Here is a 21283-nt window from a genome sequence, read left to right as displayed (position 1 = left end):
GCCGTGGTTCGGCCGACATTGCATCCGTCTCCGTCGCCGCCGGGCAAGTAATTATTCGTGCGCCGGTTCGGTCCAGGTGACCGGCAGTTCGTGGACGCCGTAGATGTTCATGTCGTCCCGCACCCTCACCTCGTCGGCGGGAACGGCGAGTTCGAGGGTCGGGAAGCGACGCAGCAGACCCGCGAAGCCGGCGCGCATCTCGATGCGGGCCAGCTGCTGGCCCAGGCACTGGTGGACACCGTGACCGAAGGCCAGTTGGCCGCGGGCGTTGCGTCGGACGTCCAGGGCGTCGGGATCGTCGAAGCGCTGCGGGTCACGGTTGGCGGCCAGCAGGGAGATGACGACGGTCGATCCCTTGGTGATCGTCTCGCCGCCGAGTTCGATGTCCTCCGTGGCGTAGCGGTAGAAGATGTCGGCGACGGACAGATAGCGCATGAGTTCCTCGACCGCACCGGGCATCAGGTCCGGTTCCGCGCGCAGCGCGGCGAGCTGTTCGGGGTGCTCCAGGAGCGCGAAGGTGCCGAGACCCAGCATGTTGGCAGTGGTCTCGTGGCCCGCGAGCAGCAGCAGGAACGCCATGCCGGTCAGCTCTTCGACGGTGAGGTCGTCGTGGCGGGCCAGGTCGGACAGGATGTCGTCGCCGGGCTCGGCACGCTTGCGCGTGACCAGTTCGGCGAGGTACGCGGTGAGGGCGGTGTAGGCCGCCATCTTCTCGTCGAGCACCACGTCCTTCTCCATGAACTTGGCGGAGTTGACCTGGAAGGTCGTCCGGTCGTCGTAGGGGACGCCGAGGAGCTCGCAGATCACCAGGGACGGCACCGGCAGCGCGAACTCCGCGACCAGGTCGACCGGTGGGGTCAGCCGCGCCATCTCGTCCAGCCGGCGCTCGGCGATGTCGACGATGCTCTCCTCGAGCTGCTTCATGCGTCGCACGGTGAACGCGCCGGTGAGCTTGCGCCGCAACCGGGTCTGGTCCGGCGGGTCCATGGCGATGAAGACACCGGGTATCTGTGGGGACGGCTCGGTCACGGCGGGCATGCCCGGGACGTCGTACGGGACATGGAGAGGCCCGATGTCCTGGCGGGAGCTGAACCGCGTGTCGGCAAGGAGCCCGCGGAGCGCCTCGTAGCCGGTGACGAGCCAGCCCTCGTGGCCGTCGGGGAAGACCAGGGGGCTGACGGGTCGGGCCCCGCGCAGCCGGGTGATCTCCCTGGGCGGGTCGAAGGGACCCGCGTTGCGCTCCATGGGGAGGCCGTGCGGGACCGGAACCGTCTGGCTCATCGGATGTCCTTTCGTGGCGGCTTTCGTGCCGGTGTCGGGGGGGGCGGCGTTCGTGCCGGTTTCAGGACGGCTTTCGTGCCGGATCTTGCGACCACAGTGACTACCGCACCTGACATACCTCTGTCACGACGCTGACACCGCGCGAGAACCGTCCCTGCTACCCCTCCCTGCTGCCCCTCCCTGCTGCCCCTGCCGGCCGTCGCCCCCTGCGTGCATGTCACCTCCAGGCCCGTAGCTCCTCTTCCCGGGGGTCGTCGACCTCGGCCCATCCGGTGTCGATGCGCATCGTGGCGCGGCGCTCGGTGTCGTAGGGCGTCCAGCCGGGGTCGCCGGTGGTGGCGAAGCGGATCCAGGTCTCGTGCATGCGGGCGGCGAGCCCGGCGGGGGGCTTTACCGGGCCGAGCAGGCCGTTCGTCCCCTGCAACGCGGGCAGACGCGTGAGGTCGAAGACGTACGGGAGTTCCACGGCATGCGTGGCGCCGAGAGTGCCGTTCAGGGCCGTCGAGCGCCAGGCGAACTCGTACGCGTAGGTGGCGGATCCGGCGTGGGCGGCGTGCGCGTCGGCCAGGGCGCGGGTGCCCGCGCCGAACAGCGCGTCGCCCAGGATGGCGGACCGCAGTTCCCCGGCGGACGCCTCGGGACGGGCCGCCCGGTACGCGCCGACGAGGTGCGGCGGGTTCGGGTGGGTGCGGGTCGCCGCCGCGTCGACGTCCTCGGCGGTAGAGGTGGCGTAGGTGCCCACGGGCACCAGGTAGAGGTTGCCCTCCTCGGTGTTGGTCCCGAGGAGCAGGTCCACGCCGGCGCCGAGTCCGGCGGCGACGGATGCGGCGGGCTGGGTGTCGAGGACCAGACTGAAGGGGCTGAGGCCGGCCAACGGGTCGCGGTGCGTGGCGGTCCGCAGGTCGATTCCCGCGAGCCGGGTGGCGGCCTCGACCAAACGTTCGTCGGGGATCTCCGTGAAGGCCTCGGCAGTGGGCTCGACTCCCAGCTCCGCGGCTGCCGCCCTCGTGACGCGCGCGGCCTGCTCGGTCGTGAACGCCCCCAGGCCGCTGCCGCTCTGGACGATCGCCCTGCGGATGAGCCCCTGGGCTTCCGGGGCGGCGAGCACGCCGCCGACGATGGTCGCCCCGGCCGACTGGCCGAAGAGGGTGACGCTGTGCGGATCACCGCCGAAGGCGGCGATGTTCTCCCGGACCCAGCGGAGCGCGGCGATGACGTCGAGCAGGCCGCGGTGGGCGGGAACTCCGGGAAGGTCGAGGAACCCGGCGATGCCGAGGCGGTAGTTGAGAGTGACCAGGACGACCCCGTCGCGGGCGAAGGCGCCGCCGTCGTACAGCGCGGACCGCGTCGATCCGGCGACGAATCCCCCGCCGTGGACGAACACCATCACCGGCCGGCCGCCCGCCTCGGGTGCGGGCACGGGCACGGGCACGGGCGCGAAGACGTTGACCGTGAGGTAGTCCTCACCGCGGCTCCAGCCCGTGCCGAAGTAGGGGGACATGTCCACGCTGCCGAGTTTCCGCTCGGACTGGGGCGCGTTGGGACCGGGAACGGTCGCGTCGCGTACGCCGTCCCACGGCTCGTGCGGCCGCGGCGGGGCGAACCGGCCCGCTCCTCGGGGCGGAGCGGCGTAGGGAATGTTCAGGAAGGCGGCGACGCCGTCGTCCGGGCGCGGACGGCCGCGTACAGCGCCCTGCGCGGTGGTGACGACGGGGTCGGGACGGTGCTTCACAGTTGGTGGTGCCTCTCCGTGGACGTTGCGTGGAAGTCAGCCCTGCTCCGTGTACGGCGTGAAGGGCGCCCAGCCCTTGACAGCGAACTTCGCGCCGTCGCGCACCACTTCGGCCGCGCCGTGGCCGCCGAAGTGCGCGGGGATCACCAGAGCGTTGTGGTCGGCCGCCCAGCCCAGCACCCTGCGACGGGTGGCGCGGGCGCCCGCCGGGTCCTCGCAGAAGCAGCTGTTGGCATCCGGCTCGAGGATCTGCGTGGGGCTGTGCAGCATGTCGCCGACGAACACGGCACGGTCCGTCCCGGAGGTGAGGGTCAGTACGGACGAGCCGGGAGTGTGTCCGGGGGCCGCGTCGAGGCGGAGGTCGGTGTCGATGCGGTGGCTTCCCTCCCACAGGTGTGTCCGGCCCGCCCGGTGCACCGGGGCCACGCTGTCCTCGAAGACGTTCTGATTGCCTCGGCCGAGCAGCGGCTCGTGACCGTTTTCGGGATTCCAGAATTCGAAGTCGTCCTTTGGCATCAGATACGTGGCGTTGGGGAACGTGGGCACCCAGTTCCGCCCGTCGAGGTACGTGTTCCAGCCGACATGGTCGATGTGGAGATGCGTGTTGATGACGATGTCCACGTCCTCCGGTGCCACCCCGGCCCGGGCGAGGCGGGACAGGAAGTCTGTGTCGAAGTGGCTCCAGACCGGGGCGTACGGGCGTTCCTTGTGGTTTCCCACACCGGTGTCGACGAGTATCGTCTTCCCCTCGCTGCGCAGCAGCCAGGTCTGGATCGCCGAATTCACCACCCGGGTTTCGGCGTTCAGGAAATGAGGGGAAAGCGAAGGAGTGGTGTCGTCCCACACCTCCTTCGAAAGGTCGGGGAAGAAGGTTTCGGGCGTCATGTCGACGGGGCCGAAATACTCCTCCACGCGGGTGATGGTGACGTTTCCGAGCGTGATCTGATCCATGAGCTGTCCTGAAGAGTGCGCAGAGTGGGCAGAGTTCGAAGAGTTCGTCGAATTTCCAGAACCGTACGAGCGATCTCGGCCCCCGCGGTATCCGTCAGGTGACTGCACCTGCGCGCACCGCCCGGAAGCGGGCGCCACGGCCGCTTGTAGCCTGGCCGGGCCGAGCGACGGCAAGAGCAGTGGTCCCGAGCCCCACCGTGTTCCTGGAGACTTTGTGCGCGAACTGACGGGCGGCCCCCGTACGGCCCCGAGGCGGGAGCCTTCTCCGGCCTCGGACCCGCTCGTCGGCCGGGGCGCGGAACTGGAGCGCCTGTTTCGCGCGGTCGACTCGGCGCCGACCGACCCGGTGGTGGTGCTGGTCGGTGACCCGGGCACCGGGAAGAGCGCGCTGGTGGACCGTGCGGTGCGGCGGGCAGAGGCGGGCGGCGCACTCGTCCTGCGCGCCGAGGGGAGCGAGTCGGAGGCACGGCTCGCGTACTCCACGCTGCACCAGCTGCTGCGGCCGGTGCCGGACGCGGTGGAAGGGCTGCCCGAGCGGCAACGCACGGCGGTACGGGCCGCGTTCGGCACCGGTCCGGCCGCGCCCCGGCGGACGAGCCCACCCGACCCCATGCTGCTGGGCGTCGCCGTCCTGAACCTCCTGTCGGCCCTGGGCGAGCGCCGTCCCGTCCTCGTGGCCCTGGACGACGCCCAGTGGTGCGACCGGGCCTCCCTGGACGCCCTGTCCTTCGCCGCCCGACGCCTTGCGGGTGAGCCGGTCACGGTGCTGGTGGCCGCCCGTACCGACGCCCGCCTCGGCGGATTCACCTCTCCCCCGCCGACGCTGACCCTGGGCCCGCTCACCAGGGCCGAGGCCCACCAGGTGCTGGACCTCCAGCCGAAGAGCCCCACCGGCCGCGCCAGGGCGGCCGTCCTGGACCAGGCGGAGGGCAACCCCTTGGCGCTGGTGGAGCTGACTAGAGCCGTCACCGCGCCCCTCTCGGCGGCCTCGGCTCACGGCGGCACGGCCGACCGGCCGACCTCTTCCGGGCCGCTCCCCCTCACCGAGCGCCTCGAGCGGATCTTCGCCGACCGCCTGGCCGGCCTCCCCCGCTCCACCACCCGGGCCCTGCTGCTCCTGGCCGCGATGGACGGCGCCGACTCCCCGCTCCTGGACCCCTCACTTCTCGCCCCGCCCGGGCTGCCGCAGTCCGGCGACGAGGCCTGGGTCCCCGCCGAGCGCGCCGGTCTGGTCCGGCACGGTGGCCGGGGCGTGCGCTTCCGCCACCCCCTGGCCCGGTCGGCCGTTTACCACGCGGCACCCGTGAGGGACCGGCGGGAAGCGCACCTCGCGCTCGCGGCGCTCCTGCGGGACGAACCCGACCGGCGTGCCTGGCACCTGGCCGCCGCCTGCCAGGGCCCGGATCCGGCCGTGTCGGCGGAGCTGGAGCGCACCGCCGAGCGGGCCCGCGCCCGTGGCGGCCACGCGGCGGCGGCCAGAGCCCTCCAGCGCGCCTCGGAACTGGCACCCCGGCGCGAGGACAGCGCGCGGCTGCTCGTCGACGCCGCCGCAGCAGCCGTGTTCACCGGCGACATCACCTGGGTCGAGGAGCTGACCGCCGCGGCGCGGGACCGCACGGACGACGTGGCGCTGCTGGCATCCGCCTCCGTGCAGGCCGGGCGGCTCGCGGCCCTGACCGTGCGCCACACCGCCGCCTTCCCCCGACTGGCCGACTCCGCCGAGCAGTTGGCGCCCCACAGGCCTCAAGACGCGCTGGACCTCCTCGCCGTCGCCGCGGTCGTCCGCTTCTACTCCGGCGACGACGGACAGCGCCGCCGCATCCACGACATCCTCCGGAACCTTCCGGCGGATGCCGCGTCCGCGGGCCTGCGCGGCTGGGTGAAGGCCGCCACGGACCCCTACGCCGTCCGGAACGAACTGGCGCCCCTGCTCCCCCGGTCGGCCGCTGAGGCCGCAGCCCGCCCCGAGCGACTCGTGGCCGTCGGGATCGCGGCCTGGCTGCTCGACGAGACCCCGCACGCCGTCCGCGCCTTCGACGAGGCCTTCGAGCGCATGCAGTCGCAGGGATCGCTGCCGGAGGGACTCGGGGGCGCGATCGCCTGGGCCTACGTGGACCGGGGCAGGTGGCAGGAGGCCCGCGAGGCCTGCGCCCGCACCCTGGCGGTCGCCGGAGCGGTCGGCCTCGGCCACGCAGCGGCCTGCGCGGCGACGGTGGACGCCACCGTCCTCGCCCACCAGGGCGACGTGGGCGCGGCGCGCGCCGGGGCCGAGCGGGCACTAGACCTGATCGACCCGCTGGAGAGCCGCTCGGTAGCCGTCTATGCCCGGCGGGCGCTCGGCGCCGCGGCTCTCGCGGAAGGCGCTCACGAGGAGGCGTACGACCAACTGCGCAGGGTTTTCACCGCCGATGGCGCGCCCGTGCACTATCACGCCTCATATCCGGCTCTCGCCGACCTGGCCGCCACGGCGGTACGCGGCGGCCGCCGCGCGGAGGCCGCGACCATCGTGGAGCGCTGCGCCCGCGAGCTCGCCGGCAACGCGTCGCCCCGGCTGCGCGCGCTGATCGAGCGGGCCCGTGGGCTGCTGGCCGATCCTGAGGAGGCCGAGCCGCGCCTCCGGGCGGCCCTTGCCGATCCCGTACTGGAGATGTGGCCCTTCGAGCACGCCCAGGCCCTGCTGGATCTCGCCGAATGGCTGCGCCGTCGGCGTCGCGTCACCGAGGCCCGGTCGCCGCTCACCGAGGCCCTGGCGACCTTCCGGCGGCTCGGCGCCCAGCCGTGGGCCGAGCGCGCCCGGGGCGAGGCACGCGCCGCCGGCCTCGACGTCACGGACACCGCACCGGACGCGCTCGCCGCACTCTCCCCGCAGCAGCGGCACATCATCCGGCTCGCCGCCCACGGGCTCACCAACCGCGAGATCGGCGAGCGGCTCTTCCTCTCGCCGCGCACGGTCGGCTCGCACCTCTACCGCAGCTTCCCCAAGCTGGGCGTCACCGCCCGTTCCCAGCTGCGCGACGTCGTCGACGGCACCGTCGCGGCCGCGGACCGTCTGCCCTGGTCCTGAGGCCGTACCGGTCCTCCGCCGCTACTTCGGCGGGTGGAGCTTGCGGAAGTACGTCCAGCTGGTCTCGTTCGGCTCGCTCCACTTCTCGGGGGCCCGGGCGAACTCGGGGTGCCGGTCGGCGATGTAGTCGCGGGTGCGCCCGGGGACCTCGTCGTACGAGCCGAGCTTGCGGCCCCGACAGTGATAGGTGAGACCGCCGGGCCGCTGCCCCCGCTCCATCCACGGGAGCCACGGCGACATGCGCGTCCACGACATGGTGGCCGGGACGCTCGGCGCCTGACCGGCCAGATCGGCGCGGTCGGCGAAGAACTGGAAGAGCTCCAGGGCCTTGTACGTGTCGTCGGCCGAGTTCAGGGGGTACTGGGCCACCGGCAGCGGCGAGGGGTAGGCGAGCGGGATCTCCAGGCTGAAGCAGACCTGCCCGCCGAGCTCGGTCGTCGGAATGGGGAAGGGGCGCCACTTCTGGTTCGCGGGGTCATTCCATATGTGCACCACCGGCAGGTCCTGCCAGGTCTCCAGGATCTCGCGGGTGACGGGGTCCAGGTAGAAGGCGGCCTCACGGGTGAGGAGTTGGTAGGCGTCCTTGCCGCCCTCGGGGTCCTCGACCAGGCGCGCGACGTTGAGTCCCTCGAAGCCGAAGAGCCGCTGGTACGGCTCGTCGGGGGCCCAGGAGTACACGTCTCCCGACCACCAGTACGTGACCTCCTCGCCGTCGAGCGAGGCCCGGGTCCGGGCAAAGGAACGGAGCAGCTCTGCGGGTGTCGTCATAGGGAGTACTCTGCGCGACCTTCGCCCCGGCCGCACGGGCGCCCCCTTCGGCCGGACTCCGGATCGGCCGGAAGGGCCGGGGTGGAGCGTCGCGTGCATGCCCACAGCAGCAGTCCGAGGCAGCTGAACGCGGCACCGAGTACGCAGACGGCGCCCCAGCCTGCCGCCGCGTACAGGGAGGTCGCGGCGATGGCTCCGGTGGCGCTGCCGATCGAGTAGAAGACCATGTATCCGCCGATCAGCCGGCTGCCCGCGTCCGGGTGCAGCGCGTAGATCAGGGTCTGGTTGGTGACGTGGACCGCCTGCACGGCGAGGTCGAGCAGGATCACCCCGACGATGAGGGCCCAGAGCGAGCTGCGGGTGAAGGCCAACGGCAGCCACGAGACGGCGAGCAGCGCCAGTGCCGTGCCGGTGGTCCGCCCGGCGAGTCCGCGGTCGGTCAGGCGGCCCGCCACGGTCGCGGCCAGGGCGCCGGCGGCACCGACCAGGCCCAGCGCTCCGATCTCACTGTGGGACAGGAAGTACGGGGCTTCGCTGAGCGGCAGCGCGACGCTGCTCCACAGGGTGCTGAAGGCGGCGAAGACCAGCAGCCCGAACAGCGCCCTCAGTCGCAGCAGTCGCTCTCGCGCGAACAGCGTGACCGTGGAGCGCAGGAGTTGGCCGTAATGCGAGGTTGTCGCCGGAGTCCCGCTGTTGCGGGGCAGCACGCGGTGCAGGACCAGCGCGAGCAGCGCGGTGAGCGAGGCCGAGGCGAGGTAGACGGAGCGCCAGCCCGCGAGATCGGCCAGGAGGCCGGACACGGTGCGGGCGAGCAGGATTCCGACGACCACGCCGCTGGTGACCAGGCCGACGACGCGGCCGCGCCCGGCCGAGGGGGCAAGCGACGCCGCGAAGGCGACCAGCGTCTGTGTGACGACCGCGAGAAGGCCGGTGGCGGTCACGGCGGCGAGCAGCATCGCCGGGGTTCGCGCGGTGGCGACGGCGGCCAGCGCCGCCACGAGGAACAGCAGTTGGACGACGATGATCCGCCTGCGGTCGGCCATGTCGCCCAAGGGCACGAGGAAGAAGAGTCCGAGGCCGTACCCGACGTGCGTGAGGGTGACCACGCTGCCGACGAGCGCCGGGCTCATGCCGAGGTCGTGCCCCATGGTCACCAGGAGCGGCTGGGCGAAGTAGACGTTGGCCACCGCGGCTCCGCAGGCGACGGCGAACAGGGCGACGACGCCTCGGGAGAGGACGGACGCGGAACTCTCCCCGGTTCGGGTCTCGGCCCACCGGGTCTCGGCCCTTCGGGTCTCGGCCGCACAGTTGCCGGGCATCAGCACTCCTCCGCACATCTGGTTTCAATTTGCCACCACTGGGCGAGGTGGACGCTAGCCCGTTTGGTAGCATGTTGCAACCAGATGAGAGTGAGGAACGCCGTGGTGACCAGAACGCGCTTCGACGACAGCGAATGCCCCGTGGCCCGCTCGGTGGACGCGATCGGCGACTGGTGGTCGCTGCTGATCGTGCGCGACGCCTTCGACGGGAGCCGGCGCTTCGGGGAGTTCCAGCGCGGCCTCGGCGTGGCGAAGAACATCCTCACCGCACGCCTGCGCAGCCTGGTCGCCGGCGGCGTCCTCGAATCCGTGCCCGCATCGGACGGCAGCGCCTACCGCGAGTACGTACTGACCCCGAAGGGCCGGGCGCTCTTCCCCGTCGTCGTGGCGCTGCGTCAGTGGGGCGAACAGAACTTCTTCTCCCCCGGCGAGGCGCACTCGGAGCTGGTCGACCGCCGCCAGGGCCGTCGCCTGCGCCCGCTGGAAGTGCTCTCCGACGACGGACGGCAGCTGAACCCCGACGACACGGCCGTCCGCAAGGTGTCCGCCCGCTGACGGAGCCTCAGGAGGACCGCGGCGGGGACGAGCCCGGCGCGACCGGGCCGCTCTGGTAGGCCGCGGCGACCGCCTGGGGCCTGCCCCGCACGCCGAGCTTCAGAAGGATCGGCCCGCGGTGGGTCTTGGCCGTCGCCTCGCCGATGAAGAGATGCAAGGCGATCTCGGCATTCGCAAGCCCGTGGGCGACCAGGACGGGGACTTCGCGCTCCCGCCCGGTGAACGCCGCGAGCTCCTCCGGGGCCGGTCGGAGCCTCTCCGGCCTGGCGGCGAACTCCGCCGACAGACCGGCCGTCACCGTGGGATCCAGCCGGCCGTCGCCTGCGGCCAACGCCCGCACCTCGCCGCCCAGTTCGCCGGGCGCCGCGTCCTGGAGCGGGAGGCCGGAGGCATCCGCGCGCAGCGCCTGGTAGACGGCCTCACTAACGTCGTACGTCGTCCACATCAGCCCGGCGGCTGCGGGCCGCGGCGAACAGGTCGCCGTGTTCCGCAACAGCGGTGCCCACCGCGCCCTCACCCACGAGGTGCGGCCGGACCATGGGCAGGCCGTTCCCGCGCGCACGGCGCGACGAGCGTCCGGGGCCGCCACGGCGGCCCCGGACGCCGCGGACGGCAGGTCGGACACGCGTCAGACGGCCATGCCGTAGACGATCGTGAAGACGGTGCCGAGCGAGCCGATGATGAAGACGCCGGTCAGGCCCGCGACGATGAGTCCCTTGCCCTGTTCGGCGCTGAACGTGTCGCGCAGGGCCGTGGCGCCGATGCGCTGCTTGGCCGCTCCCCAGATGGCGAGCGCCAGGCAGAGCAGAATGGCCACGGCCATCACGACCTGGATCATCGTCTTCGCCTCGGTGCCCAGCGCACCGAAGGGCCCCCAGTCGGGAGCGATGCCGCCGATGATTGTGGTGATGTCGCCCTTCTCGGCTGCCATCAACATGTTGCTGCCTCCCTGGAGTTACCCCTCGACACGAGCTGATCCCACCGTAGCGGCGTGTCCGGGGCCGCGGGACCTGCCCCAGGACGCGTCTTCGAACCTTCTGCGGCGCTGACGTGGTGCTGGTGTGGCGTTGAGATGGCGTCGCCGTGGGCTCGTGGGGCCGGCGCGGATCACCCGGCGGGCGAGCCGTTGCGGTTGACCCCCCTGGTCCCACGCTGCTGCCGGCCCCGTTGCACCGCCGACCCCACTGCGGTGCGGCGGCGCCGGGATGCGAAGATCGGCGCGTGAACAGTGACGCCACCGTGCTCGACAACCCCGTGGCCGAGTCCCTGCTCGGGCAGCATGCGGAGCTGGCCCGCAGGATCGGGAACGCGGCGACCTACCTGCCGGATGTCTCGACCTTCTGTGCGCTGCCGACCGAGCCGGACGCGGCGGACTGGTCCGATCTCGCGCGGCTGCTCGGCAGCGGCGGCTTCGCCGACATGTTCAGCAACACGGCGCCGCCGCCCGCGGGCTGGGAGCCGGTCTTCGAACTCGCGGGCCGGCAGATGCTCTGGCCCGGCGAGCCCTTGCCCTCAGTGCCGCGTCCGGCCGCCGACGCCTGTGTCGTGGAGCTCGGTCCCGACGACGTGCCGGAAATGCTCGACCTCGTCGCGCGGGCCGCGCCCGGGCCGTTCGGGCCCCGCACCCGCGAACTCGGCACCTATCTCGGGATCCGCGACCAGGGCGCCCTGGTCGCCATGGCGGGCGAGCGGCTGCGGCCCCCGGGATGGACCGAGATCAGTGCCGTGTGCACGTCGCCCGAGGCTCGCGGGCGGGGCCACGCCGCCCGTCTCCTGAACGCTCTGGTCGAGCGCATCCTGTCCCGGGGCGAGCGGCCCTTCCTGCACGTGGCCGAGGCCAACTCCGGTGCCATCGCCCTCTACGAACGACTCGGCTTCAAGACCCGCAAGCCCGTGACCTTCCAGGGCTTCCGCACCCCGTGACCGCCGGACCCGCCCCGCACGGCGCTACAGTCGGGACGCATGATCGTATGGCTCAACGGCACGCACGGCGCGGGCAAGACGACGACCAGTGCGCTCGTACAGCAACTGCTCCCTGATTCCCGGGTGTTCGACGCCGAGAAGGTCGGCGAGACACTCATGGACATCACGCCTGCACTGCCCTGGACGGGCAACTTCCAGCACTGGCCGCCGTGGCGGCCGTTGGTCGTCGAGACCGCCCGCCGGGTACTCGACTACACCGGCGGCACTCTGGTGATGCCCATGACCGTCCTGGTCGAGGAGTATTGGCGCGAGATCAGCACGGGACTCGCCCAGCACGCCATTCCCGTACGGCACTTCGTCCTCCACGCCGACCAGGAGACCCTGCGCGGGCGCATCCAGGGGGACACGGTGATGGGCCCCTCCGCCTTCCGCTTCGAGTACCTCGAGCCCTACGCCGAGGCAGCCCGCACCTGGCTGCACGACGAGGCCGAGGTCGTCGACACGACGCGTCTCACGCCCGCCCAGGCCGCTCGGCGGATCGTCGAGTCCGTCAAGGACTGAGGCCCCGTACCAAGGTGTACGCCCGACGCCCCGGGCGCATGCGCACAGAGCGCGTTCCACTCCACTTAGCTTTCGCCCGGCGCAGTAGCTTGCCGATGCCACCTGAATTCGCCGGCTGCCGCACCGTGAAGCAACCGGAGGACCACGCGTGCCCCGAAAGGCGCCCTACCTCGCAGTGGCCGACGCGCTCGGCGCGCGGATCCTCGCGGGCGAGTGGGCGATCGGGGACCGCCTGCCGTCCCAAGCTGAGGGCAACGTGAAGCTGTCGGCGATCCGCTCGGTGACCAGTATCGGCGGCCCCAGGATGGCTGGGCCTCTGGTCGGCCGGCTCGGAGCCCCCGCGACGCTCCTGGTGAGCTCGGCCGGACTGGCGATGTCCGGTCTGCTCGGCGTCCTGATGCCGTCGGCAGGCACGGGCTGGGCCGACACGGACTGGAGCGTGTGCGTGGCCGCGTTCGGACTCGCCTCCCTTTCGCTGGGCGGGACCCACAACGCGCCGTTGCCGAAGATCTGGCCCTCGGGCACCTCGGCGTCCACCGCCCACCGCACCATCCTGTCACCCCTGCGGGGCATGCGGTCGCTGGCGGGACGAAAACCCGCGCGATCCCGAGCCCGGATCCCGGAGCCCGGGCGAGGGCTCGGTGCGCGTATCCGGGCACGCGTGGCGCCTTCTGCGCCCCGGCCGCCTCTACGACCCGGCCGCCCGTACGCCGCGGTCCACCGGCCTGATCAGGCGTCGTCGACGCCCAGCACTCGCTGCACCGCCTGCTGGGCGGCGTAGAAGTCGGCGTCGGACACTCCCGGATCGTCCTCGACCTGGTCGAGCCACTCGGAGATCTCCTCGGCCGTCCAGAGGTCGAAACCCTTCGGAATTTCCAGCGTCGTGGTGTTCGCGCGCATCTGCTCGGCAGCAGCCGCTTCCTTGACGCTGCGTGTGCTCACTTCGATCATCACGCCTCTCCCTTCGGAACTTGTGGGCGGACGGTCCGGCGACCCTGCCAGAGGTCTCCCGGGGATGTCCAACCCGTCGCTCCCGCGTTCGCCGATCGCCGTGTCGGCCGATTGCCGCGCGCGAGCCGACTCCGACGTTTCCCGAGCCGGGCAGCCTCGTTTCCTCAGCCCCGCCGCCTCGTTGGACGAACATGACAACCACTCATACGATCAACAGCCCGGCAGCGAACGGGCCACAGCACCCGGCAGACCCGCGCCCCGGAGAGGGCGACACCCGGACGGCAGCGCGCGGCGCCGAACGGCCGACCGCGGATGACGGCGCGGGGCGCACAGGGCCCGCCCCGGGCGACGCGACGGCGCCCGGCGAGGACCCGACGGCCTGGTGCAATCGGTGGTCCACCGTGATCTATTGACGCGCCTCCCCCACCGGACCGGCTTTAACCATCCCCACCACGCGCACGGGTCCGGATCAGAGACCGACCCGCGCCACGACGTCGGTCAGCGCGGGCCCCAGCGGGAGGTCGATACGGCCCGCGGCCCAGCGATCACCGCGGGTGAGCCCCTGGTTCACGATCAGGACGGTGGCGCCGGACTGCGCCGCCTGCCGCACGAAGCGCAGCCCGGACATGACCGTCAGGGAAGAGCCCAGCACGAGCAGGGTGGCCGCCTCGTCGACCATGGCCCGGCACGTCGCCACCCGCTCGGGCGGGACGTTCTCGCCGAAGAACACGACGTCCGGCTTGAGCACCCCGGTGCCGCAGACCGTGCACGCCACCAGCCGGAACTCATGGACCGCCGCGTCGGGCAGGTCGACGTCACCGTCCGGATTCACCCGTGCCGCCCGGTGCCGCACGGCGACGGCCTCGAACCCCGGGTTGGCCTCCCGCAGCCGGCCGTCGAGCTCCGATCGGGCGCTGGCCGCACCGCAGTCGAGGCAGACGACGCGGCTCAGGCTGCCGTGGAGTTCCACGACGTCCCGCGCCCCCGCGGCCTGCTGCAGCCCGTCGACGTTCTGCGTGATCACACCCGTGACGAGACCCGCATCGGCCAGCGCCGCGACCGCCCGGTGACCGTCGTTCGGACCCGCCTGGGTCAGCGCCCGCCGGCCGAGCTGACTGCGGGCCCAGTACCGCCGGCGCGCGTGCGTGCTGCCGGTGAACTCCTGAAAGGTCATGGGCACGTGATTCCGCCGGAAGGAGCCGTGTTCCCCGCGGTAGTCCGGGATGCCCGACTCCGTCGACAGACCCGCCCCGCTGAGCACGACGACGCCCCCCGCCCGCACGGCGGTCACCACCGCCGACAGATCGGTCGAGGCGGGAGGCGGGTCGCCCTGAGGCTCCCAGGTCAACGTGGGTCGCGTCCTCATGAACGCCAGTTTATGTACTCACCGGACGATCACGTCTCCAGCAGCCGCGCCACGTCCTGCGGCTCCAAGCCGGTGAGCTGGGCGATCCTCGGGGCCGGGACCCCTGCGGAGAGGGCCCGGTGGACCAGGGCCTGCCAGTCCTGGGTGGTGTCACGGAACGTGAGCAGCTCGGATTCCATCTCCGTCACGGAGCGGGGTGCGCACACCTGGTCCACGCGCAGCGTTTCCTCCTCGCTGAGGGGCACCGGCAGGCGCTCCGCCTCGTCGGGGATGAGGACCTCCGCTCCGGCGGGCACGATCCGTACGCGCTCGGAGGCGATGGGCACGCCGTGCGCCTGGAGCCAGCCCAGGACGGCCGGGGTGCCCGCGCATTCGAGCTCCCCCACTGCCGCAAGAGCCGCACCCAGGCGGGGATGATCATCGGGGAGTACGAACAGCAGGGCGTCGTCGGCCATCGTGATGCGACCACTCTCAGTAGGCATGAGCAGGTCTGCATGCTAACGCCTGCGGCACCCGCGCCGGTCCCTTCCGCCGCCCGGCTCGCGACCCTGTTCGAGCAGGGCCGATGCGTCCGGCTGCCGAGCGTCACCCTTCCTCGGTACGCGCCCCCGGTACGCCCGGAATCCGCCTGCGCACGTCCTCGTACAGGTTGCGCATCGCCATGCGGTAGAGCTCGGCCTGGTGGACGCCGAGGAATCCGGTGTGCCCGAAGACCTCGAGGACGACCATGCCGTGCACATAGCCCCAGACGCTCAGCATGAGGGCGCTCGCGGGCGCCGGCACGTCCTCGTCGCCACCGAGTGACGGCATCTGCCGCAGCAGGCCCAGGAACTCCGGCGAGAGCGATCGGGTGTCGGCGGCGGCCAGTTGCGCCGGTGTGAACCCGCGGAAGAGTTCCCGCTCGAACACGGCGCCCATCCGCCGGTTCGCCTCCGTGGTGGGGCCGTCGACGGGTGCGTGGTAGTGCCGCAACGGCGCCCCGTAGAGGAGCTGGAATCGCTCGGGGTTCTCGATGGCCCACCGGCGATAGCCCTCGGCCGCGACGACCAGCCCCGGCAACTCCGGGTCGGCCGCCCCGGTCTCCGTGGCCGCCCGCACGGCGTCCGCCAGGTCGTCGTAGGCCTTGGTGACGAGCGCCGTGACGAGGTCGTCGCGGCTCGGGAAGTAGTGGTAGAGCGCCTGCACGGTCATGCCGAGGCTCCGGGCCACCGCGCGCAGGGACAGTGCGTGCGGGCCGTTCTCGACGATGTGGGACTCGGCGGCGCTCACGATCTCCTGCGCGGCGACGGCACGGCGGCGCTCACGCAGGGACGGCATGGCCGTCGACGTCGGGGCTTCTTGTCGGGACATGCAGTGACCGTACGACGGCCGCCCCTGACAGCGCACCAATTCCCTGGCAGTGCAATGGAGATGAGCTGTCCGTTCGAAAAATCTCACACTGCTCAATCAAGTTGTACCCCGCTAGCGTCGGCAGCGGCGACGAGGAGCGACTCCCGCCCCGTCCCCCCGTGCCAAGCCCTCAGGAGAGCCCGTGTTCGAACGCATAGCCGAGCTGACAATCCGCCGGTCCCGACTGGTCCTGGTGGTCGCCGTGGTCGCCGTCGCCCTCATGGGCGCACTGGGCGCCGGGGCGTTCGGGAAGCTGCTGGGAGGCGGATTCGACGACCCCTCCTCCCAGTCCTCCCGCGCCAGAGAGGTCATCGACAAGAGGTTCGGCGGCGAGACGAACCTGGTGCTGCTGGTCCGCGCCGCCGAGGGCGACATCGACGGGCCGGCCGCCCGGCGGAGTGGCCGGGCTCTGGTGGCCGACCTCAAGAAGGAGCCGGACCTCGCGAACGTGGTCTCGTACTGGGACACGAACAACCCCGGCCTCCGCGCCGAGGACGGCCGCGAGGCCCTGGTGCTGGCCCGGGTGAAGGGCCATGACGCGGAGCGTCAGGAGAACGCCGAGGGCGTCATCGACACGTACGCCGGCACGTACAAGGACACCCTCACGGTCAAGGCCGGTGGCAGCACCGGCGTGAGTTACGAGATGGGGCCGCAGACGGAGAAGGACCTCGTGCTGGCCGAGGCCATCGCCGTACCACTGATCCTGCTGCTGCTCCTGGTGGTCTTCGGCACCGTGGTCTCCGCGCTGCTGCCGCTGGCCATCGCGTTGATCGCCATCGTGGGCGCCTTCGCGGAGCTCTACGTCGTCGGCAGCGTCACCGACGTGTCCATCTTCGCGATCAACCTCACCACGGCCCTCGGTCTCGGCCTCGGCGTCGACTACGCCCTGCTGATGATCAGCCGGTTCCGGGAGCAGCTCGCCGCCGGGGCGAGCGTGGAGGACGCGGTACGGACGACGATGAGCACCGCGGGCCGGACCGTCGCGTTCTCCGCCGCGACCGTGGCGGCCGCGCTCGCCGCGCTCATGGTGTTCCCGCAGTACTTCCTCCGCTCGTTCGGCTACTCCGGTGTCGGCGTCGTCGTCATCGCGGCCCTCGCCTCCCTGTTCGTGATGCCGGCCCTCCTCAACGTCCTGGGGCACCGCGTCAACAGCGGGCGGATGCCGTGGGCGAAGGCGGGACGTGCCCGCTCCCGGACTTCCGTGTGGGGGCGGCTGGCCCGCACCGTCATGCGGCGGCCCGCACTCACCGCACTGCCCGTCCTCGCGGTCCTGCTCCTCGCCTCGATCCCGCTGCTGGGCATCACCTTCGGCACGCCGGACGAACGCGTGCTGCCCGAGGACGCCAAGAGCCGCCAGGTCTCGGTCTCACTGCGGGAGAACTTCAACGGCAACGACGCCGCGGCCGTGCACGTCGTGATCGACAAGGCCGTGGGCAAGGCCCCGCTGGAGGCGTACGCGGCCGAACTGTCCGATCTCAAGGGCGTTGCACGCGTCGAGGCCGGCACGGGCGTCTATGCCGGAGGCCGGTCCAAGCCCGCCGGCCCGGGAAACCCCGCGCTCGGCCGCCCGGCAGCGCAGCAGCTCAACGTGGTGAGCACCCTGACGCCGAAGTCCGACGCGGCGAAGACCCTCGTCGAGGAGGTCAGGGCCGCCGCCCCGCCCGCCGGGACGCACCCGCTGGTGGGCGGCGGCGACGCCGAACTGATCGACTCCAACGACTCCATCGGCGGCAAGCTCCCGCTCGCCGTGGGACTGATCGCCGTCAGCACCTTCCTGCTGCTCTTCCTGTTCACCGGCAGCATCGTGCAGCCGCTGCGCGCGCTGGTCCTCAACGTGGTCAGCCTGGGCGCGACCGTCGGCGTGATGACCTGGATCTTCCAGGACGGCCACTTCTCCGACGTGCTCGGCTTCACCCCGCAGCCGATGGAGACGTCGATGACGTTGCTCATGTTCTGCGTCGCGTTCGGCCTCTCGATGGACTACGAGGTGTTCGTGACCAGCCGGATCAAGGAACTCCACGAGCAGGGCGAGGACAACGAGTCCGCCGTCGCGAACGGCCTCGGGCACACCGGCCGCATCGTCAGCGCGGCGGCCGCTCTGATCGCGGTGAGCTTCTTCGCCTTCGGGACGGCCGAGGTCAGCTTCATGCAGCTGTTCGGCCTGGGCAGCGGTCTGGCCATCCTCATCGACGCCCTCGCCGTACGCGGCGTCCTCGTCCCCGCCGCGATGCGGCTGCTCGGCCGCTCCGCCTGGTACGCGCCCGGCCCGCTGCGCGCCTTCCACCACCGCTTCGGCCTGAGCGAGAACGGGTCCGCGCCGCGGCCGGCGCCCGTGAACCCGCCCGAGCCCGAGCCCCAGAAGGACTCCGCGACCGTCTGACCCTCGCGAACGCGTCCCGCTGATATCACCCCCTTGCGCCCGTGCCGGTTTCCGGTACGGGCACAGGGGTGTCCGTCGGCCGTGCCGAGGGGGGCGGTCAGAGGTCGCTGTCGATGCCGGTGACGGCCGGCGGGCCGAGCGGGGCGTCGGACTCCGCGATACCGGCCTCCTTCAGGGCGGCCGCGACCAACTGTGTGGCGTCCATCTCTGCCTCGTACCGATCCGCGGCGTCCACTTCCAGGCGGATGGAGAAGGTGCTGTCGTCATTCAGCGTGAGCAGGTCGAGGCCTTCGCTCTCGCTCACGTCGGTGTGCTGCGAAGCCAGTTTCTGTTCGAGGAGTGACCGTGCCGAATCGGTGACGCCTCCGACGAACGTACCGGGAACGGTGATGACGAAGGTGGTCATGGCGGCTCCTCACATCGGGCGGTGCTTGCGTGTCGTCTCAGTTTCCCTCTTTCTCCTCGGCCAACCCGGCAGCGACTGTCCGCGGCGGCATGCCGTCCGCACCGCGTCCGGGGTACGACACCCGCCCGGCTCACCAGGTCTTGCCCGCCTGCTCACGGATCGTGCGGTTGATCCGGTTGAAGAAGTTGGTCATCGCGATCTCCAGGATGATCGCGTTCAGCTGCGCCTCGCCGAAGAGGTCGGCGGCGGTGTCCCAGATCTCGTCGGTCACGCCCGGTGCGCCGTCCTGGAGCCGGGTGGCGGCCTCGGCCAGGGCGAGTGCCGCCCGTTCCTCCTCGCTGTAGAAGGGCGTCTCGCGCCACGCGACCACGTTGTGCAGCCGCTCGTCCGTCTCGCCCGCCTTCCGCGCCGCGTCGATCGAGGCGTGGACGCACGGGCTGCAGCCGTTGATCTGGCTGACCCGCAGATGGACGAGTGAGAGCAGACGCGGGTCGGCGCCGCCGGAGTGAAGTGCCTTGTAGAGGTGCTGGATCGCGGTGATCACGTCGGGGTTCGCCGGGCTGTTCACACGTGCTTCCATCAGAGTCGCTCCCTCATCGGTTACCTGCGCCCCTTCGGGCCCGTCATCCCCCATGACGGAGCGGAACCGAGGAAGGTAACAACATGTCCCACACCAGCCGGACGGACCCGGTGGCCGAGGCGTTCGAGGCCCAGCGCGACCGGTTGCGCGCGGTCGCCCACCGCATGCTCGGATCGCACGCCGACGCCGAGGACGTGGTCCAGGAGGCCTGGTTGCGCCTCTCGCGCCAGGACGCGGCGGGCATCCACAATCTCGCGGGCTGGCTGACCACGGTGGTCGGCCGGATCAGCCTCGATGTCCTGCGCTCGCGGCAGACCCGCCCGGAGGCCTCCTACGACGCCCACCTGCCGGAGTTCGTCGTGACGCTCCACGACAGCCCTGTTCCCGAGGACGACGCGGTGCTCGCCGACTCGGTCGGAGTCGCCCTGCTCGTCGTCCTGGAGTCGCTCGGTCCGAGCGAGCGTCTTGCGTTCGTGCTGCACGACCTGTTCGCGGTGCCGTTCGAGGAGATCGGCCAGATCCTCGGGAAATCCACCCCGGCCGCCAAGATGCTCGCCAGCCGCGCGCGCAAGAAGGTCCGTGCGATGGACGACCGCCCGTCCGGCGTGGGCCGGGACCAGCGGGAGGTGGTCCACGCGTTCCTGGCGGCGGCTCGCAGCGGCGACTTCGAGGGATTGCTGCGGGTACTCGACCCCGAGGTGAAGCTGACCGTCGACACCCCGTCCGGCGTGGTGGTCAACCTCGGTGCCACCAAGGTCGCGGCCGGCGCGCACCTGTCCGCCGGCGCGGCGGCGCACGGCCGCGCGGTACGCGTCAACGGCCTCCCGGGGATCGTCTCCTGGCGTCCGGACGGCACCCCGATCTCGGTCCTGGCCTTCACGGTGGTCGCCGACCGGATCACCGGGATCACGGTCGTGATCGACCCGGCGAAGCTCGCGCTGATGGACCTGCCCGGTCCGGCGTGAGGTGCGGGCGGGGCGGGTCGCCGTGGCGTCGGCCCAGGGTTCCCCGAGGGGGTTTTCCCCTGAACCTCACGACCTGCGACGGCATGCGAGAGCGGGGGCGCGGCCGAGGCAGCCGGGCCTCGTCCCCACGGTGTCAGCTCAGCGGCACCGACCTGCGCCGGACCAGACCCCACTGGTAGGCGACGGAGACGAGCTCCACCCGGTTGCGGGCGCCCAGTTTGGCCATGATGCGGCACGCGTGGGTCTTGGCCGTGGTGCAGGAGATGAACTGTCTCTCGGCGATCTCCTGATTGGACAGGCCCGTGCCGATCAACGCCAGCAGTTCGCGCTCGCGCGGCGTGAGCCCTTCCAGGCCGCCTGGTTCCGGGACCCGGGACCGCAACACGCACTCGTCGATCACGCGCTGCACGATGCGCGGCGACAAGTGCGCCTCACCTTGCGCGACCACGCGGATCGCGCGCAGCAGTTCCGCCGGCTCCGCGTCCTTGAACAGGAAGCCGGAGGCGTGGGCCGCGAGCATGTCGAAGACCTGGGAGTCGGCCGCCGGGGTGGCCATCGCCAGCACCCGGACGCCGGACAGCTCGGGATGCGCCGTGATGCGACGGGTCGCCTCCACGCCGCTCAGGAGGGACAGGTGAGGGTTCATCAGGACCACGTCGGGGCGCAGCTGTCCGGCGAGCTCGACAGCCTGGGCGCCGTCACCGGCCTCTCCGACCACGCTTATGTCCGGCTGCGCCGCCAGCAACGTCGCGCAGCAGGTGCGCAGCAGGGCGTCGGTGTCCACGAGGAGCACGGAGATGCTCATGTCGTCTATCCCTCGGTGAGCGGCGGGTGACGCGGGGTACGCGCCTTGGGGGTCGGGCGCAGCGCATGGGCATGTCGGCTGACGGGCCGTGGGAACGGGGGCGGGGACGCTGTCTCTCTGTATTGACGATCCAGAGGGCGAAGATGTGAGGCGGCCCGGGGAACACGCCCCCCCCTGACAGGCCGGACGGACGGGGGGGGGGGGGGGGGGGGGGGGGGGGGGGGGGGGGGGGGGGGGGGGGGGGGGGGGGGGGGGGGGGGGGGGGGGGGGGGGGGGGGGGGGGGGGG

At 71.9% G+C, this 21283-nt stretch carries 20 protein-coding genes; 6 read left to right on the top strand and 14 right to left on the bottom strand.

The genetic code is table 11. The annotated features are described in order from the left end of the window. Window positions 1–51: 51 nt before the first annotated feature. The 3 genes from ACZ592_RS38555 to ACZ592_RS38545 all read right to left on the bottom strand — a co-directional run bounded on the left by ACZ592_RS38555 (window position 52) and on the right by ACZ592_RS38545 (window position 3964). The gene (locus tag ACZ592_RS38555; RefSeq protein ID WP_471586423.1) at window positions 52–1281 is read right to left on the bottom strand and encodes a cytochrome P450; all 1230 of its coding nucleotides are present in this window, start codon (window positions 1279–1281) and stop codon (window positions 52–54) included. 217 nt (window positions 1282–1498) lie between these two features. Continuing rightward, window positions 1499–3013, bottom strand: coding sequence for a carboxylesterase/lipase family protein (locus tag ACZ592_RS38550; protein WP_471586422.1), 1515 nt, complete (start codon window positions 3011–3013; stop codon window positions 1499–1501). A gap of 36 nt (window positions 3014–3049) precedes the next feature. Then, a complete protein-coding gene (locus ACZ592_RS38545; protein ID WP_471586421.1) occupies window positions 3050–3964 on the bottom strand; it encodes an MBL fold metallo-hydrolase in 915 nt (304 codons plus the stop codon). A gap of 214 nt (window positions 3965–4178) precedes the next feature. Between ACZ592_RS38545 and ACZ592_RS38540 the strand changes: the two genes are divergently transcribed. Then, window positions 4179–7028: a helix-turn-helix transcriptional regulator gene (locus tag ACZ592_RS38540; RefSeq protein ID WP_471586420.1), complete on the top strand. Its 2850-nt coding sequence runs from the start codon at window positions 4179–4181 to the stop codon at window positions 7026–7028. Between the two features lie 21 nt (window positions 7029–7049). Here the strand turns inward: ACZ592_RS38540 and ACZ592_RS38535 are convergent, their stop codons facing one another. Next, entirely contained in the window at window positions 7050–7796 is a 747-nt protein-coding gene (locus tag ACZ592_RS38535; protein WP_471586419.1) for a DUF1838 family protein, read from the bottom strand. Next, window positions 7793–9115: an MFS transporter gene (locus ACZ592_RS38530; protein ID WP_471586418.1), complete on the bottom strand. Its 1323-nt coding sequence runs from the start codon at window positions 9113–9115 to the stop codon at window positions 7793–7795. The genes ACZ592_RS38535 and ACZ592_RS38530 overlap by 4 nt, the downstream gene beginning before the upstream one ends. Before the next feature lie 102 nt (window positions 9116–9217). Here ACZ592_RS38530 and ACZ592_RS38525 point away from each other — a divergent pair, with 102 nt between their 5' ends. Further along, window positions 9218–9670, top strand: coding sequence for a winged helix-turn-helix transcriptional regulator (locus tag ACZ592_RS38525; protein ID WP_471586417.1), 453 nt, complete (start codon window positions 9218–9220; stop codon window positions 9668–9670). Window positions 9671–9677: 7 nt separating this feature from the next. On the opposite strand, the gene ACZ592_RS38520 is transcribed toward ACZ592_RS38525, so the two are convergent. Beyond that, window positions 9678–10295, bottom strand: a complete 618-nt coding sequence (locus ACZ592_RS38520) for a LuxR C-terminal-related transcriptional regulator (protein ID WP_471586416.1) — start codon at window positions 10293–10295, stop codon at window positions 9678–9680. 3 nt (window positions 10296–10298) lie between these two features. Further along, window positions 10299–10607, bottom strand: a complete 309-nt coding sequence (locus ACZ592_RS38515) for a hypothetical protein (RefSeq protein ID WP_362340799.1) — start codon at window positions 10605–10607, stop codon at window positions 10299–10301. A gap of 284 nt (window positions 10608–10891) precedes the next feature. On the opposite strand from ACZ592_RS38515, the gene ACZ592_RS38510 reads away from it, so the two are divergent. Together ACZ592_RS38510 and ACZ592_RS38505 are read left to right on the top strand one after the other, a co-directional pair. Beyond that, window positions 10892–11593, top strand: coding sequence for a GNAT family N-acetyltransferase (locus tag ACZ592_RS38510; protein ID WP_471586415.1), 702 nt, complete (start codon window positions 10892–10894; stop codon window positions 11591–11593). 39 nt (window positions 11594–11632) lie between these two features. Next, entirely contained in the window at window positions 11633–12154 is a 522-nt protein-coding gene (locus tag ACZ592_RS38505) for a P-loop nucleotide/nucleoside kinase family protein (RefSeq protein WP_471586414.1), read from the top strand. A gap of 729 nt (window positions 12155–12883) precedes the next feature. On the opposite strand, the gene ACZ592_RS38500 is transcribed toward ACZ592_RS38505, so the two are convergent. From ACZ592_RS38500 to ACZ592_RS38485, 4 genes are all read right to left on the bottom strand, one after another. Continuing rightward, window positions 12884–13105 carry a hypothetical protein gene (locus ACZ592_RS38500; protein WP_471586413.1) on the bottom strand — a complete coding sequence of 74 codons (222 nt, stop codon included), beginning with the start codon at window positions 13103–13105 and terminating at the stop codon, window positions 12884–12886. A gap of 469 nt (window positions 13106–13574) precedes the next feature. After that, entirely contained in the window at window positions 13575–14471 is an 897-nt protein-coding gene (locus tag ACZ592_RS38495; protein WP_471586412.1) for an NAD-dependent protein deacetylase, read from the bottom strand. 29 nt (window positions 14472–14500) lie between these two features. Continuing rightward, window positions 14501–14953, bottom strand: a complete 453-nt coding sequence (locus tag ACZ592_RS38490) for a DUF6003 family protein (RefSeq protein WP_471586411.1) — start codon at window positions 14951–14953, stop codon at window positions 14501–14503. A gap of 103 nt (window positions 14954–15056) precedes the next feature. Then, window positions 15057–15821, bottom strand: coding sequence for a TetR/AcrR family transcriptional regulator (locus ACZ592_RS38485; RefSeq protein WP_471586410.1), 765 nt, complete (start codon window positions 15819–15821; stop codon window positions 15057–15059). A gap of 181 nt (window positions 15822–16002) precedes the next feature. Between ACZ592_RS38485 and ACZ592_RS38480 the strand changes: the two genes are divergently transcribed. Next, window positions 16003–18240 carry an MMPL family transporter gene (locus tag ACZ592_RS38480; protein WP_471586409.1) on the top strand — a complete coding sequence of 746 codons (2238 nt, stop codon included), beginning with the start codon at window positions 16003–16005 and terminating at the stop codon, window positions 18238–18240. Between the two features lie 97 nt (window positions 18241–18337). Here the strand turns inward: ACZ592_RS38480 and ACZ592_RS38475 are convergent, their stop codons facing one another. Continuing rightward, window positions 18338–18646 (bottom strand): hypothetical protein, encoded by a 309-nt coding sequence (locus tag ACZ592_RS38475; RefSeq protein ID WP_471586408.1) that lies wholly within the window; start codon window positions 18644–18646, stop codon window positions 18338–18340. Window positions 18647–18776: 130 nt separating this feature from the next. Further along, a complete protein-coding gene (locus ACZ592_RS38470; RefSeq protein ID WP_471586407.1) occupies window positions 18777–19226 on the bottom strand; it encodes a carboxymuconolactone decarboxylase family protein in 450 nt (149 codons plus the stop codon). An 83-nt stretch (window positions 19227–19309) separates the two neighbouring features. Between ACZ592_RS38470 and ACZ592_RS38465 the strand changes: the two genes are divergently transcribed. Next, window positions 19310–20191, top strand: a complete 882-nt coding sequence (locus ACZ592_RS38465) for a sigma-70 family RNA polymerase sigma factor (RefSeq protein WP_471586406.1) — start codon at window positions 19310–19312, stop codon at window positions 20189–20191. Between the two features lie 133 nt (window positions 20192–20324). Here ACZ592_RS38465 and ACZ592_RS38460 read toward each other — a convergent pair whose 3' ends face one another. Continuing rightward, window positions 20325–20996 (bottom strand): response regulator, encoded by a 672-nt coding sequence (locus tag ACZ592_RS38460; protein ID WP_471586405.1) that lies wholly within the window; start codon window positions 20994–20996, stop codon window positions 20325–20327. Window positions 20997–21283: the final 287 nt, after the last annotated feature.

This window comes from Streptomyces sp. NPDC040622 (assembly GCF_055593965.1).
Note: the sequence above shows the minus strand (reverse complement) of the source record. Positions and strands in the feature narration are given on the sequence as shown.